This is a genomic window from Inquilinus ginsengisoli (assembly GCF_050434925.1).
Lineage (GTDB): Bacteria > Pseudomonadota > Alphaproteobacteria > DSM-16000 > Inquilinaceae > Inquilinus > Inquilinus ginsengisoli_B.
The window spans coordinates 2,681,183-2,697,071 of record NZ_JBNDJK010000001.1; the positions used below are offsets into that span (position 1 = coordinate 2,681,183).

Here is a 15,889-nt window from a genome sequence, read left to right on the forward strand (position 1 = left end):
CCCCTTCGGTTCGGTCAGCCGCGTTGCGCCGCGACGGTTGTGGTGCCGCCGGCGGCGAGGCCGGCGAGATCGGCGTCGATGGCGGCGGGATCGAAGACCCGGCCGTCGCAGAAGCGGTCGGCGCCCAGGGCCACGCCGCCGGTCTTGTCGGCCAGCACCCACAGGGTGTCGTGATGGCCTTCGGTCTTGCTGTCCGCCGCCGGGGCCGGATAGCCGAGGTCCCAGGCGATCTCGCGGTAGAGATCCGGCTGGTAGACGGCGGCAGCGGTGGCGGCGATGTCGATAGCGTCCGGCAGCTCGCCCCAGCGCCGCAGCTGCGCCAGGAACCAGGCGGCGTGGGACCGCCAGGGCAGGCCGGCGGCGCGGTGGTGATAGACCGGGCCGCGCGCCGGCAGCCCGTCGACCATCAACTCGCCCGGCCGGCCGACCAGGCTGGCGGCGATCGAGGCGGCCGGGGCGTTCAGCACCTCCGGCGCCGCCAGCATCGCCACCGCCTCGGGCCGGTGCTGCGGCCGGTCCAGCCAAGCGGCGGCGCGGATCAGGGCGCGCAGCAGGGCGCGGTGGGCATCCGGCCGGGCCTCGGCCCAGGCGTGGGTGACGGCGAACACCTTCTCCGGCGCGTTGTTCCAGATCTGCCAGCCGGTGGTGGCCATGACGCCGACCCCCTGGTCGACCGCGACATCGCCCCAGGGCGCGCCGACGCAGAAGCCGTCGACCCGCCCGGCCGACAGATGCGCCACCATCTGCGGCGGCGGCACCACCACGATGCGCACGTCGCGCTGTGGGTCGACCCCGCCGGCCGCCAGCCAGTAGCGCAGCTGGTCGTGATGGCTCGACACCGGGAAGACGATGGCGAAGACCGGGGCCGGGACCCCGGCCTTGCGGCGGGCGGCGACGACGGCCGCGATCGCCGTGGCCGACCCGGCGGCCGAGCCTTCCGGATCGGCCGCCGCCATCTCCGCCGCCAAAGCGCGCGAGACGGTGACGGCGTTGCCGTTCAGGTTCAGCGACAGCCCGACCAGCATCGGCGTCTTCGGGCCGCTCAGCCCCAGCGTGATCGCCAGCGGCAGCGGCGCCAGCATATGGGCGCCGTCCAGCAGGCCGCAGACCAGCTTGTCGCGCAGGCTGGCCCAGCTGCTCTGGCGCGACAGCCGGACCGACAGCCCTTCCTCACGGAAGAAGCCCTTCCGCTCGGCCACGACCAGCGGCGCGCAATCCGCCAGCGGCACGAAGCCGAGGGTCAGGTCAGTCCGGTCCGGCAGGTCCGTCATCAGCCGCTCCAAAACAAAAAAGGCGCCCGAGAGCCTGCGGAAGATCCGCAACCCTCGGACGCCTTTGCCCGGTTCAGACGGCCCGTCATCGGACCGCCTGGAATATCGTCGGACGGACGCCATTGCCCGTCGTCACCAAAGGGATACGCAAGCGGCGTGCCAACTGCCCGGCCGCGGCCTCTCCGGGCCAGCAATCGAGCGCCGCGGCCCGATTCAGCGACCGGAAGCAGGTGGCGTGGGTACGCTGCGTTGCGGTATGATTGTGCTCCGCTGTTGTGCAATGCACAAAAAAGCGGCGAAAACGGGCGTGCCTAGATTTTGATCAGAAGCTCGCTGATGCTGATCACCTGCTCGGCGATCTCGGCCAGCGGCTTGCCGCGGTCCATCGCCAGCTTGCGCAGGGCCTTGTAGGCCTCGTCCTCGGTCATGCCGCGCTGCTGCATCAGGATGCCCTTGGCGCGCTCGATCCGCTTGCGCTCGGCCAGGGTGGCGCGGGTCTTCTCCAACTCGTCGCGCATCGCCTGGAAGGCCTGGAACCGGGCGATCGCGGCCTCCAGCACCGGCTTCACCCGGTGCGGGCTGAGGCCGTCGACGACATAGGCGCTGACCCCGGCGCGGATCGCCTCGCCGATCGCGGCGTCGTCGCTCTGGTCGACGAACATCACGATCGGCTTGGGCCGCTCGCGGCTGACGCTGCGCATATGCTCCAGCGCATCGCGGTTGGGCGCGTCGAGGTCGACGATGATCACGTCCGGCTCGATCTCGCGCACCCGCGCCAGCAGGTTTTCGGTGCCGCTGGCGGTCGTGACCACGCCGTGGCCGGCCGCAGTCAGCGCCGCCTCGACCACGCGGCAGCGCTCGGCGTTCTCATCGACCAGGAGGATGCGCAGGACCATTCGCGGGGCACGGGCAACGGGGCTGGATCAGGGACTCGATCACGGCTCAGCAAGTTCTGGACCACATCAGATATGGGGACGCTGCGCAGGGAATGGGCAGCCGAGGCATCTGCCGCCCTCTTGGGCAGGCGCCGGTGGCGGAGTTCCGCCACTGGCCCGGAACTTGCCTAGCCATGGGGATGCGGACGCAAACAAGAGAGTTCGGGGAGCTTACGATGGCATTGTCGCAGAAACATTGGGTGATCGGCGCCGCGCTGGCGGTGTCCATGGGGCTGGCGGTGTCGACAGCCGCCCGGGCCGAGGACACCATCAAGGTCGGTATCCTCCATTCCCTGTCCGGCACCATGGCGATCAGCGAGACCACGCTGAAGGACGTCATGCTGATGCTGATCGACGAGCAGAACAAGAAGGGCGGGCTGCTCGGCAAGAAGCTGGAAGCGGTGGTGGTCGACCCGGCGTCGGACTGGCCGCTCTTCGCCGAGAAGGCGCGGCAGCTGATCTCGGTCGACAAGGTCGCGGCCACCTTCGGCTGCTGGACCTCGGTGTCGCGGAAGTCGGTGCTGCCGGTGTTCGAGGAGCTCGACGGCATCCTGTTCTACCCGGTGCAATATGAGGGCGAGGAGAGCTCGCGCAACATCTTCTACACCGGTGCCGCGCCGAACCAGCAGGCGATCCCGGCGGTCGACTACCTGATGAACGAGGAAGGGGTGCAGCGCTGGGTGCTGGAAGGCACCGACTACGTCTATCCGCGCACCACCAACAAGATCCTCGAGGCGTATCTGAAGGCCAAGGGCGTGGCGCCGGAGGACATCAGCGTCAACTACACGCCGTTCGGCTTCTCCGACTGGCAGACCGAGGTCGGCAAGATCAAGGCCTTCGGCTCGGCCGGCAAGAAGACCGCCGTGGTCTCGACCGTCAACGGCGACGCCAATGTGCCGTTCTACAAGGAGCTGGGCAACCAGGGCATCAAGGCGACCGACATCCCGGTCGTGGCCTTCTCGGTCGGCGAGGAGGAGCTGGCCGGGCTCGACACCGCCCCGCTGGTCGGCCACCTGGCCGCCTGGAACTACTTCCAGAGCATCGACACGCCGGAGAACAAGGACTTCATCGCCAAGTGGCACGCCTTCATCAAGAACGACAAGCGCACCACCAATGACCCGATGGAGGCGCATTATATCGGCTTCAACATGTGGGTGAAGGCGGTCGAGAAGGCGGGCAGCACCGATCCCGACAAGGTGATCGACGCGATGGTCGGCGTCACCGTGCCGAACCTGACCGGCGGTTATGCCACGATGATGCCGAACCACCACATCACCAAGCCGGTGCTGATCGGCGAAATCCAGGCCGACGGCCAGATCCAGACAGTGTCGGAGACCCCCGAGGTCGTGGGCGACGAGTGGTCCGACTATCTCGAAGGCTCGAAGGACCTGATCGCCGATTGGCGCAAGCCGCTGGCCTGCGGGAACTTCAACGTCAAGACCGGCAAGTGCGGCGGGTCGGGGTCGTGATCCGGCGTCGTTGAAGCCGAGTTGTCCGTTCGTTCTATCCGATGATTCCGAGAGATCCTCCCCCTCCCCTTGCGGGAGGGGGTAGGGGGAGGGGGCTAGTGCCGTTGGTGCGAAGCTGGTTTGGAGTGGTGGGGCCATGCCGTAGACCCGCGATTGCGGCGGCTGCGGCAAACCCCTCCCCCTTCCCCCCTCCCGCAAGGGGAGGGGGAGAGAGTTTGGGCTGGTTCGGCGACGCAGTCAGACCGGCTGTGCGCGTCCTCGCACTTCTCCTCCTGATCCTCCCGCTCTCGGCCCGGGCCGAGATCCCGGCGGAGGTGCTCTCGCGCTTCGCGTCGACCAATTACGACGACATCGCCGCCGGGGTGGACGGGGTCGCCGCCTCGGGCGATGCGCAGGCGCCGGCGATCCTGGAAGCGCTGGCGGCCGGTCGGCTGATCGCGGCGCCCGGCGCCGTCGCGATCAAGACCGAGGCCGGCGGCTTCGTCGACGCCGCCACCGGGGCTGCGCTGGCCGAGGCGCCGGCGGGCGGCAAGCCGATCCGGGTCAACAACCGGGTGCGGCGGGCGATCGACGCGGCGATGGGGTCGCTGACCCTGCTGGCGCCCGACCGGGCCAAGCGGCTCGACGCCGCCGCCGCGGTGTTCAAATCGCGCGACGACAAGGCGCTGCCGGCGCTGGAAGCGGCGCTGGCGCGCGAGACCGACCCGGCGGTGAAGCAGGCCTTCCTCGAGGCGCGCGCCGCCATCATCCTGGCCAGGGGCGGTGCTGACGACGCGATCCTGCCCGCGATCGACACCGTCGCCGCCCGCGGCGACCAGGAGGCGCGGGCGCTGCTGTCCGGCATCCCCAACCCCTCTCCGGCGGTCGCTGCCGCGGCCGAGGCCGCGATCGGCCACATCGACACCCGGCTCGCCATCTGGAACGGGGTGCAGAGCCTGTATTACGGGCTCAGCCTCGGATCGGTGCTGCTGATCGCCGCCATCGGCCTCGCCATCACCTTCGGCGTGATGGGCGTGATCAACATGGCGCATGGCGAGATCGTCATGCTCGGCGCCTACACCACCTTCCTGGTGCAGGAGGCGTTCCGCACCTATGCGCCGAACCTGTTCGACTATTCCCTCGCGGTGGCCTTGCCGCTGGCCTTCCTGGTCGCGGCCCTGGCCGGCGTGGCGATCGAGCGCGGCATCATCCGCTTCCTCTACGGAAGGCCGCTGGAGACGCTGCTGGCCACCTTCGGCCTGTCGCTGATCCTGCAGCAGGCGGTGCGGACCGTCTTCGGCCCGTCGAACCGCGAGGTCGGCAACCCGGCCTGGATGTCCGGCGCCTTCGACCTGGGCGGCCTGACCCTGACCTGGAACCGGCTCTGGATCATCGTCTTCGCCCTCTTGGTCTTCGCCGCGCTGATGCTGGTGCTGCGCTACACCGCGCTGGGCCTGCAGATGCGGGCGGTGACCCAGAACCGGCGGATGGCCGCCGCCATGGGCATCCGCACCGGCCGGGTCGACATGATGACCTTCGGCATCGGCTCCGGCGTCGCCGGCATCGCCGGGGTGGCGCTCAGCCAGATCGACAATGTCAGCCCCAATCTCGGCCAGGGCTACATCATCGACAGCTTCATGGTCGTGGTGTTCGGCGGCGTCGGCAATCTGTGGGGCACGCTGGTCGGGGCGCTGACGCTCGGCGTCGCCAACAAGCTGCTGGAGCCCTGGGCCGGAGCGGTGCTGGGCAAGATCGCGATCCTGGTCGGGATCATCCTGTTCATCCAGCGCAAGCCGCGCGGGCTGTTCCCGCTCAAGGGACGGGCGGTGGAATCATGATCACGGCCCGTCTCCTCCGCGCTTCGGGCGGCCCGGCCTTCGCCATCGGCCTCGTCGCCGTGGCGGTGCTGGTGCTGCTGGCCAACCTGGCGCTGCCGCCGGACTCGCCGTTCTACGTGCCGGGCTATGCCGTCAGCCTGATGGGCAAGTATCTCTGCTACGCGCTGCTGGCCCTGGCGATCGACCTGGTCTGGGGCTATGTCGGCATCCTCAGCCTCGGGCATGGCGCCTTCTTCGCCCTCGGCGGCTACGCCATGGGCATGTATCTGATGCGCCAGATCGGCCCGCGCGGCGTCTACGGCAACCCGGTGCTGCCGGACTTCATGGTGTTCCTGAACTGGCCGGAACTGCCGTGGTACTGGCTCGGCTTCGACCAGTTCTGGTTCGCGGCGCTGATGGTGCTGCTGGTGCCGGGCGCTCTGGCCTTCGTGTTCGGCTGGTTCGCCTTCCGCAGCCGTGTCTCCGGCGTGTATCTGTCGATCATCACCCAGGCGATGACCTATGCCCTGCTGCTGGCCTTCTTCCGCAACGACATGGGCTTCGGCGGCAACAACGGCCTGACCGATTTCAAGGACCTGCTCGGCTTCTCGCTGCAGGCGGATGCGACGCGGGCCGGGCTGTTCCTGGCCAGCGCGGTCGCCTTGGCCGCCGCCTTCCTGATGTGCCGGGCGATCACCCGGTCGCGCTTCGGCAAGGTGATGATCGCGATCCGCGACGCCGAAAGCCGTACCCGCTTCCTCGGCTACCGGGTCGAATCCTACAAGCTGGTGGTGTTCACCCTGTCGGCGATGATGGCCGGCGTGGCCGGCGCGCTCTACGTGCCGCAGATCGGCATCATCAACCCGGGCGAATTCGCCCCGGCCAATTCGATCGAGGCGGTGATCTGGGTCGCGGTCGGCGGCCGCGGTACGCTGATCGGCCCGATCATCGGCGCGGTCACGGTCAATCTCGGCAAGACCATGTTCACCAACCTGCTGCCGGAGTTCTGGCTGTTCGCCCTGGGCGGGCTGTTCATCCTGGTGACGCTGGTGCTGCCCAAGGGCATCGTCGGCGCGGTGCAGTCGGCCTGGCGGTCATGGCGCGCTCGCCCCAGCCGCCGTGCAGCCGAGGTGGCGACGGAGACGCCACAATGACCGAACCGGAAGCTACCACCCAGGCGCTGCTCTATCTCGACGGCGTCACCGTCACCTTCAGCGGCTTCCGGGCGCTCAACGCCCTGTCGCTGGTGATCGAGCCGGGCGAGATGCGGGCGATCATCGGCCCGAACGGGGCCGGCAAGACCACGATGATGGATGTCATCACCGGCAAGACCCGGCCGGACCAGGGCGAGGCGCTGTTCCGCGGCACCCATGACCTGACCCGGCTGGACGAGACGGCGATCGCGGGCCTCGGCATCGGACGAAAGTTCCAGAAGCCGACGGTGTTCGACAGTCACACGGTCGGGGACAACCTCCTCCTCGCCCTGGCCGGCCCGCGATCGCCGACCAACTTGCTGTTCGGCCGGCCCCGCGCCGACACGGCGGAGCGGATCGACGAGATCCTGGAAACGACCAAGCTGACCGCCCACCGAGACCGGCTGGCCGGGGCGCTGTCGCATGGCCAGAAGCAATGGCTGGAGATCGGCATGCTGCTGGCGCAGGAGCCGGCGCTGCTGCTGGTGGACGAGCCGGTGGCCGGCATGACCGACGCCGAGACCGAGGAGACGGCGATCCTGCTGCGCGAGATCAACAAGACCCGGTCGGTGGTGGTGGTGGAGCACGACATGCATTTCGTCCGCGCCCTCGACGTCAAGGTGACGGTGCTGCACGAGGGTTCGGTGCTGGCCGAAGGGCCGCTCGACGCCGTCAGCGCCGACCCGCGCGTCATCGACGTCTATCTGGGGCGCTGAGCATGCTCGCAGTCGAAGGCATCGATCTGTTCTACGGCGCGGCCCAGGCGCTGCGGCGGGTCTCGCTCGGCGTCGGCAAGGGCGAGGTGACCTGCCTGCTCGGCCGCAACGGCGTCGGCAAGACCAGCACGCTGCGCGCCATCGTCGGCCAGCAGCCGGTCGCGTCCGGCAAGGTGCTGTGGGAGGGCGAGGACATCACCCGCCTGCCGACGGCCGAACGGGCGCGGCGCGGCATCGCCTTCGTGCCGCAGGGGCGCGAGATCTTCCCGCTGCTGACGGTGAAGGAGAATCTGGAGACCGGCTTCGCCGTGCTGCCGCGGCGCGAGCGGCGGGTGCCGGAGGAGATCTTCGAGCTGTTCCCGGTGCTGAAATCGATGCTCGGCCGGCGCGGCGGCGACCTGTCGGGCGGGCAGCAGCAGCAGCTGGCGATCGGCCGGGCGCTGGTGACCCGGCCGCGCCTCTTGATTCTGGACGAGCCGACGGAGGGCATCCAGCCTTCGATCATCAAGGACATCGGCCGTGTCATCGCCATGCTGCGCGACCGCGGCACCATGGCGATCCTGCTGGTCGAGCAGTATTTCGATTTCGCCCATGCTCTGGGCCAACGCCTCGTCGTGCTGGATCGCGGCGAGGTCGTGGTGGACGGGGGCAAGACCGCGCTCGATGAAGACAGCGTCCGTCGTCACCTTACGGTCTGAACCGCCGGCCCTCGCGGTGCCGACGGTCCTGCCCGTGCCGCTGGCGCGCGCCTGCGGCCGGCTCGACCTCGGCTTCAAGCGGCGCGGGGCCGAGACCGTGCTCGACGCCCTGTTTCAGGAGGGCTGCGCCAAGGCGCGCTTTCCACGGCGTGAGGCCGGTGCCTTCGCCGGCGCCGTGCTGCTGAACACCGCCGGCGGGCTGACCGGCGGCGACCGGCTGAGCCAGGCGGTGCGCTGGGGCGAGGGCACCGCGGCGACCGTGGCGGGCCAGGCGGCGGAGCGGATCTACCGATCGCTCGGCGACGCGGCGCGGATCGAGACCCGGCTGGTGATCGAGCCCGGCGCGGTGGCGGAATGGCTGCCGCAGGAGACCATCCTGTTCGACCGGGCCCGGCTCGACCGCGACCTGCAGATCGAGCTGCGCGGCGATGCCCGGTTCCTCGGGATCGAGGCGATCGTGTTCGGCCGGGCGGCGATGGGCGAGACGGTGCGGCAGGGCACGCTGCGCGACGCCTGGCGGATCCGCCGCGACGGCAGGCTGGTCTATGCCGATGTGCTGGCGGTCGACGGCGACCCGGCGGCGGCCTTGGATCGGCCGGGCCTCGGCCGTGGTGCCCGGGCGGTGGCGACGCTGCTGTTCGCCGCGCCTGAGGCGCAGGCGTTGATCGACCCGTTGCGCGCGGCGCTGGCCGGAGTGCAGGGTCTGGCAGGCGCCAGCGCCTGGAACGGCTTGCTGGTCGCCCGCTTCGCCGCGGCGGATAGCGCCGTGCTGCGGCGCGACCTGATCTCGGCGCTCGGTATCCTGCGGGCCGGACGCCCGCTGCCGCGCGTCTGGCAATGTTGAAGAAGCACTGGGAGGAGTCTCCGTGAACCTGACCCCGCGGGAGAAGGACAAGCTGCTGATCGCCATGGCCGCGATGGTGGCGCGCCGGCGGCTGGAGCGCGGCGTGAAGCTGAACTATCCGGAGGCGGTGGCGCTGATCTCCGACTTCGTCACCGAAGGCGCGCGCGACGGCCGCTCGGTGGCTGATCTGATGGCGGCCGGCGCCGCGGTGCTGACCCGCGACCAGGTGATGGAAGGCATCGCCGAGATGATCCACGACGTCCAGGTCGAGGCCACCTTCCCCGACGGCACCAAGCTGGTGACCGTCCACGAGCCGATCAGGTGAGGGGGATGGCGATGTTCAATTTCGTATCTTCTCTTCTGTCATGCCCGGGCTTGACCCGCGCATCCAGAGGATGTCGACGCTCTCTGGATTGCCGGGTCAAGCCCGGCAATGACAGGGTTGGGGTAGCTGCCGGCCGGAGGAACCGCCGATGATCCCGGGCGAACTCATTCCGGCACAGGGCACGATCGAGCTGAACGCGGGGCGCGACAGCATCGTCCTGACCGTGGCCAATACCGGCGACCGGCCGGTCCAGGTCGGCAGCCACTACCATTTCTTCGAGACCAACCCGGCCCTGTCCTTCGACCGGGCGGCGGCGCGAGGCCGGCGGCTGGACATCGCGGCCGGCACCGCCGTCAGGTTCGAGCCGGGGCAGAGCCGCGAGGTGCTGCTGGTCGCCCTGGCCGGTGCCCGCGTCGCGACCGGCTTCCGCCAGGCCGTCATGGGTCCGCTCGATCCGGTCCAGGGCTGAGGAGGCCGAGACATGCCGATTTCCATCTCCCGCGCCGCCTATGCCGACATGTTCGGGCCGACCACCGGCGACCGGCTGCGCCTGGCCGACACCGAGCTGTTCATCGAGATCGAGCGCGACCACACGATCCATGGCGAGGAGGTCAAGTTCGGCGGCGGCAAGGTGATCCGCGACGGCATGGGCCAGAGCCAGGCCACCCGCGCCGAAGGCACCGCCGACACCGTCATCACCAATGCCGTGATCCTCGACCATTGGGGCATTGTGAAGGCCGATGTGGCGATCCGCGACGGCCGCATCGCGGCCATCGGCAAGGCCGGCAACCCGGACATCCAGCCGGGCGTCGACATCGTCATCGGCCCAGGCACCGAGATCATTGCCGGCGAGGGCAAGATCCTGACCGCCGGCGGCATCGACTGCCACATCCACTTCATCTGCCCGCAGCAGGTGGAGGAGGCGCTCGCCAGCGGCGTCACCACCCTGGTCGGCGGCGGTACCGGCCCGTCCACCGGCACCAAGGCCACCACCTGCACCCCGGGCCCCTGGCACATCGCCCGCATGCTGCAGGCGGCGGAGGGGCTGCCGGTCAACCTCGCCATCTCCGGCAAGGGCAATGCCAGCCGGCCGGACGCGCTGATCGAGCAGATCCGCGCCGGCGCCTCCAGCCTCAAGCTGCACGAGGATTGGGGCACCACCCCGGCGGCGATCGACTGCTGCCTCGGCGTCGCCGACGCCATGGACATCCAGGTGATGATCCACACCGACACGCTGAACGAGAGCGGCTTCGTCGAGGACACCATCGCCGCCTTCAAGGGCCGCACCATCCACGCCTTCCACACCGAAGGCGCCGGGGGCGGGCATGCGCCGGACATCATCCGGGTGGCCGGCCTGGCCAATGTCATCCCGTCCTCGACCAACCCGACCCGGCCTTTCACCGTCAACACGCTCGACGAGCATCTCGACATGCTGATGGTGTGCCATCACCTGGATGCCGGGATCCCGGAGGACGTGGCCTTCGCCGAGAGTAGGATCCGGCGCGAGACCATCGCGGCCGAGGACATCCTGCACGACCTCGGCGCCTTCTCGATCATCTCCTCCGACAGCCAGGCGATGGGGCGGATCGGCGAGGTGATCCTGCGCACCTGGCAGACCGCGCACAAGATGAAGGTCCAGCGCGGCCGGCTGGCGCAGGAGACCGGCGAGAACGACAACGCCCGGGTCAAGCGCTACGTCGCGAAGTACACCATCAACCCGGCGATCGCGCAGGGCCTGTCGAAGCATGTCGGCTCGGTCGAGGTGGGCAAGCTGGCCGACCTGGTGCTGTGGGACCCGGCCTTCTTCGGGGTGAAGCCGGAGCTGGTGTTGAAGGCCGGCACCATCTCGATGGCGCTGATGGGCGACCCCAACGCCTCGATCCCGACGCCGCAGCCGGTGCATTACCGGCCGATGTTCGGCGGCTTCGGCCGCGCGATGGCGGCCTCGGCCATCACCTTCGTGTCCAAGGCGGCGCTGGAGGACGGCATTGGCCAGCGGTTGGGCCTGGCGCGGGAGGTGGTGGCGGTCGAGGGCACCCGCGGCATCGGCAAGGCCGACATGGTGCACAATTCCGCGACCCCGGTGATCGAGGTCGACCCCGAGACCTACGAGGTCCGCGCCGATGGCGAGCTGCTGACCTGTGAACCAGCCTCGGTGCTGCCGCTGGCACAGCGGTATTTTTTGTTCTGAGATGGCTGTGACCCCGATCGAGACCGAGCCCACCCTTTTGAGTCCCCCCTTCCCCTGCGGGAGGGGGCTAGGGGGAGGGGGTTTTCTCAGCTTGCCGGGACGTCCTCGGGCATTCGCGCGCGGACGCGCGCAGACCCCTCCCCCTGCCCCCCTCCCGCAAGGGGAGGGGGGACAAGCAAAGATGGGGTGGAGTCTGTCAGGGGCTCGGCCATGAAGCGCTTCACCGCCGTCGTCCCGGCCGGCCGCTTCGATCCGGCCCAAGCCTCCGACCGCGTCGTGCTGGACTATGATTCCCGCCACCGGCGCCGCATCGTGCTGTATGGCGAGGCCGGGACCGTGGTGCTGCTCGACCTGTCCGAGGCGGCGCATCTGCGCGACGGCGACGCGCTCCAAGGCGAGGAGGGGGGCCTGGTCCTGGTCGCGGCAGCGCCGGAACGGCTGGTCGAGATCCGGGCCGGCAGCCAGGCCGAGCTGATCCGCATTGCCTGGCATCTCGGCAACCGGCATTTACCGACCCAGCTGCTGCCCGACGCGCTGCGCATCCGCGCCGACCATGTGATCGAGGAAATGGTGCGCGGCCTCGGGGGCGTGGTCATCGCCATCGAGGCGCCCTTCGACCCCGAGGGCGGCGCCTATGGCCATGGCGCCGTGCAGGGGCACTCCCATGGCTGACGCCGCCCTCTACCGGCTGATGGCCTGGCTGTCGCCCTCCTACCCGGTTGGCGCCTTCAGCCATTCCAGCGGCCTGGAATGGGCGAATGAGGCCGGCTGGGTGACCGACCGGCCGGGCCTGATCGCCTGGATCGAGGATGCGCTGGCGCATGGCGCCGGCTGGAACGATGCCGTGCTGTTCGTCCACGCCCACCGCGCCGCCGCGTCCGGCGACGACGACCGGCTGGCCGAGATCGCCGACCTGGCCGCGGCGCTGGCCGCGTCGCGCGAGCGGCAGGTCGAGCCCCTGGCCCAGGGCACCGCCTTCCTGACCATCTCCCGCGCCGCCTGGCCGGTGCCGGGGCTGGAGCGTCTGGCCGCCCGCATCGGCGAGACCGTGGCCTATCCGGTCGCGGTCGCCGCCTGCGCCGCCGGTCACGGCATCGCCCTGGCCCCGTCGCTGACTGCCTTCCTGCATGCCGTCGCCGCCAACCTGGTGTCGGCGGCGCAGCGCCTGGTGCCGCTGGGCCAGACCGATGGCCAGCGCGCCATCGCCGCGCTGATGCCGGCGGTGGCGGAGACGGCGGCCCGGGCCGCGTCCCTGCCCGACGGCGATCCCTTCAGCCATTGCGGGGGCCTGGCCGTCGCCGCCGACATCGCATCGATGCAGCACGAGACCCAATATACGAGGTTGTTCCGCACATGACCCGCACCCACAACGGCCCCCTGCGCGTCGGCATTGGCGGCCCGGTCGGCTCCGGCAAGACGGCGCTGATGGACGCGCTCTGCAAGGCCTTCCGCGACCGCTACGACATCGCCGCCATCACCAACGACATCTACACCAAGGAGGATGCGGAGTTCCTGAACCGCGCCGGGTCACTGACCTCCGACCGCATCCTTGGGGTGGAGACCGGCGGCTGCCCGCACACCGCGATCCGCGAGGACGCGTCGATCAACCTGGCGGCGGTGGCCGAGATGCGGCGCCGCTTCCCGGGCCTCGACCTGGTGCTGATCGAATCCGGCGGCGACAACCTGGCCGCCACCTTCAGCCCGGAGCTGGCGGACCTCACCATCTACGTCATCGACGTCTCGGCCGGCGACAAGATCCCGCGCAAGGGCGGCCCGGGCATCACGCGGTCGGACCTGCTGGTGATCAACAAGACCGACCTGGCGCCCCTGGTCGGCGCCTCGCTCGAGGTGATGGACCGGGATTCCCGCAGGATGCGCGGCGACCGCCCCTTCGTCTTCGCCCGGGTGCGCAGCGGCGATGGCGTCGCCGAGATCGCCGCGTTCATCGAGAGGGCGGGTGGGTTGGGTAAAGGGGCGGGTTAAGCGGGACTAGATGCGTAGCCTCTCCCGCCAGGCGGGAGAGGTAGCGAAAAAATGGCCGCCGTCTACCGCACCACCGCCTTCAGCGCCTGCAGCCACACCAGCACCGCGGCGGCGCCGGCATCGGGGAGGCCGATGGCGCGTTCGCCGAGATAGCTGGCCCGGCCGAGCCGCGGCAGCATCCGTGCCGTGGCGTCGGTGCCGGCGGCGGCCGCGGCGACGCAGACGCCCCAGGCCTCGGCCGGCAACTTGCCGCTGGCCACCGCGGCCGAGAAGGCCTCGGTCGCCGGGTGCAGCGCGTCCAGCATGGTCCGGTCGCCCGGCTTGGCGCCGCCCAGCTCGGCGATCGCCTGCACCGCGGCGGTGAAGGCTTCGGCCCAGGCGGCCGGGGCGGGGACCGCCTCACCCGCCAGCCGCCGCGACGCGCGCAAAAGGGCGGTGGCGTAGAATGGGCCGGAGCTGCCGCCGATCGCTCGGCGCAGCGCGTCGCCGACCGATGCCAGCGCCCGCGACGGGTCGGCCCAGGCGTCCTCGGGCAAAGCGCGGATCGCCTCCGCCGCTCGCACCATGCTGGCGCCGAGATCGCCGTCGCCGGCGCGGGCATCGAGGTCGGTCAGATGCGGCTCGGCCTTGACCAGTGCGTCGGCCACCACGCGGCCGGCCTCCTGCAGCGCCGGGGCCAGCGGCGAGGGAGGGGTGTCGTCCCGGGCCGCCGGCGCCGGCTCCGGCGCGCGGATCCGGCGCTTCGGCCCGACCCGGCCGCCGCCCGGCCAGGCCGGGGCCTGGGTCGGCGCGTCCAAGAGCGCGATCCGCTCGTCGTCCAGCTTCAGCAGGCTCAGCGAGCAGCCCGGCATGTCCAGCGCGGTCAGGAAGTTGCCGGCCCAGGCCCGTTCCACCGCGATGCCGCGCCCTGCCAGATCGGCCAAAACGGCGCGGGCGACGATCGACAGCTCCATCGGCGGCGTCGCGCCGAGGCCGTTGACCAGCAGCGCCACCCGGTCGCCCTGCGCCAGGCCGAGGTCGGAGACGATCGCCTGCAGCATCTCGGCCACCAGCTCATCGGCCGGCTGCAGCGGCCCGCGCCGGACCCCGGCCTCGCCATGGATGCCCAGGCCCAGCTCGATCTCGCTGTCGCCCAGGGTGAAGCCGGGTTTGCCGGCGGTCGGCACGGTGCAGGCGCCCAGCGCCACGCCCATGGTGCCGAGATCGGCGGCGGCGGCGCGGGCCAGGGCGGCGACCTGGGCCAGCGTCCTGCCGGCGGCGATCGCGGCGCCGGCAAGCTTGTGGATCAGCACGGTGCCGGCGATGCCGCGGCGGCGTGCCGGCTCGACCGTGTCGCGCAGCGCCACGTCGTCGGCCACCACCACGATCTCGACCGGGATGCCCTCCTCCTGCGCCAGCTCGGCGGCCAGGCCGAAGTTCAGCCGGTCGCCGGTGTAGTTCTTGACCACCAGCACCGCGCCGAGAGGGCCGGCGGCGGCGCGGATGCCGGCCAGCACGGCGTCGACGCTGGGCGAGGTGAAGACGTCCCCGGCGATGGCCCCTGCCAGCATTCCGGGCCCGACATAGCCGGCATGGGCCGGCTCATGCCCGCTGCCGCCGCCGGACAGCAGCGCGATCGGGCGCGAGGCCGGCACCGGCAGGTCGGCGCGGACCACCACGGCCTCTTCCTCCAGCAGCGCCAGGCTGGAATGCAGGTCGACGAACCCTTCCAGCATCTCGCGCAGGACATGGCGCGGATTGTTGATCAGCTTCTTCACGTCACGCCCCCTCGGTCGCAGAATCGGGATCGGATGGTTCAGCCTTCGTTTCGTTGCCAGACCTCGGCCAGCTGCGGGTCGGCGCGCAGCCGCCCGGCAATGGCCGACAGCTTCGGGCATTCGGCGGCGAACCACTCGCTGCGCGGCCGCCAGCGATTCATCACCGCGACATAGACGTCGATGGCGGAGCGGGTGTGGCCGAGGAACCAGGGTGTGCCCGCCGCCGCCTCCATCTGCCGCCACAGCACCTTGCGGTGCTCGTCGGTCGAGGCGCGCAGCTCGGTCTTCGCCTGGTCGCCGGTGACCCAGCGGCCGGGGTCGTCGCCATAGGCCCAGGTCGGGTACAGCGCGGCGACGATGAACACCAGGCGGCGCAGGAAGGCGGGCCGGTCCGGGTGGTCGGGCGGCGGGGCCAGCCCGGAATCCGGCGCCACATCGGCCAGATGCAGCGTGATCGCCCCGCTCTCGGTCATCACCGTGCCGTCGGGCAGGACCAGCACCGGCACCTGGGTCAGCGGGTTCAGCCGCTGCAGCATCTCGCGGTCGGCCGGGTTGTCGAAGACGTCGACCGATTTGATGGCGAAGGGGACGCCGGCGAGGGTCAGCATGATCTCGCTGAGCGTCGAGCCGGTGCCGGGCTGGGCGTAGAGCGTGTACATCGGTCCTCCCTTCGTCGCGCTCCGCACTCCTAACACGACGCGGCGGTGCGCG

At 70.5% G+C, this 15,889-nt stretch carries 16 protein-coding genes; 12 read left to right on the top strand and 4 right to left on the bottom strand.

The features are described from left to right. Positions 1–14: 14 nt before the first annotated feature. Positions 15–1,271, bottom strand: a complete 1,257-nt coding sequence (locus QFZ27_RS12630; protein ID WP_429226744.1) for a CmpA/NrtA family ABC transporter substrate-binding protein — start codon at positions 1,269–1,271, stop codon at positions 15–17. A 311-nt stretch (positions 1,272–1,582) separates the two neighbouring features. Continuing rightward, complete coding sequence (locus QFZ27_RS12635; protein WP_429226745.1) at positions 1,583–2,167, bottom strand: ANTAR domain-containing response regulator; 585 nt, start codon at positions 2,165–2,167, stop codon at positions 1,583–1,585. 266 nt (positions 2,168–2,433) lie between these two features. Here QFZ27_RS12635 and urtA point away from each other — a divergent pair, with 266 nt between their 5' ends. From urtA to ureG, 12 genes are all read left to right on the top strand, one after another. Beyond that, complete coding sequence (gene urtA, locus QFZ27_RS12640; protein WP_429232448.1) at positions 2,434–3,675, top strand: urea ABC transporter substrate-binding protein; 1,242 nt, start codon at positions 2,434–2,436, stop codon at positions 3,673–3,675. 248 nt (positions 3,676–3,923) lie between these two features. Further along, positions 3,924–5,492, top strand: a complete 1,569-nt coding sequence (gene urtB / locus QFZ27_RS12645) for an urea ABC transporter permease subunit UrtB (protein ID WP_429226746.1) — start codon at positions 3,924–3,926, stop codon at positions 5,490–5,492. Beyond that, positions 5,489–6,625 carry an urea ABC transporter permease subunit UrtC gene (gene urtC, locus QFZ27_RS12650; protein WP_429226747.1) on the top strand — a complete coding sequence of 379 codons (1,137 nt, stop codon included), beginning with the start codon at positions 5,489–5,491 and terminating at the stop codon, positions 6,623–6,625. The genes urtB and urtC overlap by 4 nt, the downstream gene beginning before the upstream one ends. Then, positions 6,622–7,380, top strand: a complete 759-nt coding sequence (gene urtD, locus QFZ27_RS12655; protein WP_429226748.1) for an urea ABC transporter ATP-binding protein UrtD — start codon at positions 6,622–6,624, stop codon at positions 7,378–7,380. Before urtC ends, urtD begins: the two co-directional genes overlap by 4 nt. Before the next feature lie 2 nt (positions 7,381–7,382). Further along, positions 7,383–8,078: an urea ABC transporter ATP-binding subunit UrtE gene (urtE, locus tag QFZ27_RS12660; RefSeq protein WP_429226749.1), complete on the top strand. Its 696-nt coding sequence runs from the start codon at positions 7,383–7,385 to the stop codon at positions 8,076–8,078. A gap of 16 nt (positions 8,079–8,094) precedes the next feature. Next, positions 8,095–8,922, top strand: a complete 828-nt coding sequence (locus QFZ27_RS12665; RefSeq protein WP_429226750.1) for an urease accessory protein UreD — start codon at positions 8,095–8,097, stop codon at positions 8,920–8,922. Between the two features lie 22 nt (positions 8,923–8,944). After that, positions 8,945–9,247 carry an urease subunit gamma gene (locus QFZ27_RS12670; protein ID WP_429226751.1) on the top strand — a complete coding sequence of 101 codons (303 nt, stop codon included), beginning with the start codon at positions 8,945–8,947 and terminating at the stop codon, positions 9,245–9,247. Positions 9,248–9,395: 148 nt separating this feature from the next. Next, positions 9,396–9,716, top strand: coding sequence for an urease subunit beta (locus tag QFZ27_RS12675; RefSeq protein WP_429226752.1), 321 nt, complete (start codon positions 9,396–9,398; stop codon positions 9,714–9,716). 12 nt (positions 9,717–9,728) lie between these two features. Continuing rightward, a complete protein-coding gene (ureC, locus tag QFZ27_RS12680) occupies positions 9,729–11,438 on the top strand; it encodes an urease subunit alpha (protein WP_429226753.1) in 1,710 nt (569 codons plus the stop codon). A 210-nt stretch (positions 11,439–11,648) separates the two neighbouring features. After that, complete coding sequence (locus QFZ27_RS12685; protein WP_429226754.1) at positions 11,649–12,110, top strand: urease accessory protein UreE; 462 nt, start codon at positions 11,649–11,651, stop codon at positions 12,108–12,110. Next, positions 12,103–12,795 carry an urease accessory protein UreF gene (locus tag QFZ27_RS12690; protein ID WP_429226755.1) on the top strand — a complete coding sequence of 231 codons (693 nt, stop codon included), beginning with the start codon at positions 12,103–12,105 and terminating at the stop codon, positions 12,793–12,795. Before QFZ27_RS12685 ends, QFZ27_RS12690 begins: the two co-directional genes overlap by 8 nt. Then, positions 12,792–13,421: an urease accessory protein UreG gene (gene ureG, locus QFZ27_RS12695; protein ID WP_429226756.1), complete on the top strand. Its 630-nt coding sequence runs from the start codon at positions 12,792–12,794 to the stop codon at positions 13,419–13,421. The genes QFZ27_RS12690 and ureG overlap by 4 nt, the downstream gene beginning before the upstream one ends. A gap of 62 nt (positions 13,422–13,483) precedes the next feature. On the opposite strand, the gene QFZ27_RS12700 is transcribed toward ureG, so the two are convergent. Further along, entirely contained in the window at positions 13,484–15,178 is a 1,695-nt protein-coding gene (locus tag QFZ27_RS12700; RefSeq protein WP_429226757.1) for a dihydroxyacetone kinase family protein, read from the bottom strand. A gap of 38 nt (positions 15,179–15,216) precedes the next feature. After that, on the bottom strand, positions 15,217–15,837 hold the full coding sequence (locus QFZ27_RS12705) for a glutathione S-transferase family protein (RefSeq protein WP_429226758.1): 621 nt from the start codon (positions 15,835–15,837) through the stop codon (positions 15,217–15,219). Positions 15,838–15,889: the final 52 nt, after the last annotated feature.

What these genes read in the sequence shown, in the direction of transcription:
- QFZ27_RS12630 (WP_429226744.1), bottom strand. Translation starts at nt 1,271, where the DNA reads ATGACGGACCTGCCGGACCGGACTGACCTGACCCTCGGCTTCGTGCCG.
- QFZ27_RS12635 (WP_429226745.1), bottom strand. Translation starts at nt 2,167, where the DNA reads ATGGTCCTGCGCATCCTCCTGGTCGATGAGAACGCCGAGCGCTGCCGC.
- urtA (WP_429232448.1), top strand. Translation starts at nt 2,434, where the DNA reads ATGGGGCTGGCGGTGTCGACAGCCGCCCGGGCCGAGGACACCATCAAG.
- urtC (WP_429226747.1), top strand. Translation starts at nt 5,489, where the DNA reads ATGATCACGGCCCGTCTCCTCCGCGCTTCGGGCGGCCCGGCCTTCGCC.
- urtD (WP_429226748.1), top strand. Translation starts at nt 6,622, where the DNA reads ATGACCGAACCGGAAGCTACCACCCAGGCGCTGCTCTATCTCGACGGC.
- urtE (WP_429226749.1), top strand. Translation starts at nt 7,383, where the DNA reads ATGCTCGCAGTCGAAGGCATCGATCTGTTCTACGGCGCGGCCCAGGCG.
- QFZ27_RS12675 (WP_429226752.1), top strand. Translation starts at nt 9,396, where the DNA reads ATGATCCCGGGCGAACTCATTCCGGCACAGGGCACGATCGAGCTGAAC.
- ureC (WP_429226753.1), top strand. Translation starts at nt 9,729, where the DNA reads ATGCCGATTTCCATCTCCCGCGCCGCCTATGCCGACATGTTCGGGCCG.
- QFZ27_RS12685 (WP_429226754.1), top strand. Translation starts at nt 11,649, where the DNA reads ATGAAGCGCTTCACCGCCGTCGTCCCGGCCGGCCGCTTCGATCCGGCC.
- QFZ27_RS12690 (WP_429226755.1), top strand. Translation starts at nt 12,103, where the DNA reads ATGGCTGACGCCGCCCTCTACCGGCTGATGGCCTGGCTGTCGCCCTCC.
- ureG (WP_429226756.1), top strand. Translation starts at nt 12,792, where the DNA reads ATGACCCGCACCCACAACGGCCCCCTGCGCGTCGGCATTGGCGGCCCG.
- QFZ27_RS12705 (WP_429226758.1), bottom strand. Translation starts at nt 15,837, where the DNA reads ATGTACACGCTCTACGCCCAGCCCGGCACCGGCTCGACGCTCAGCGAG.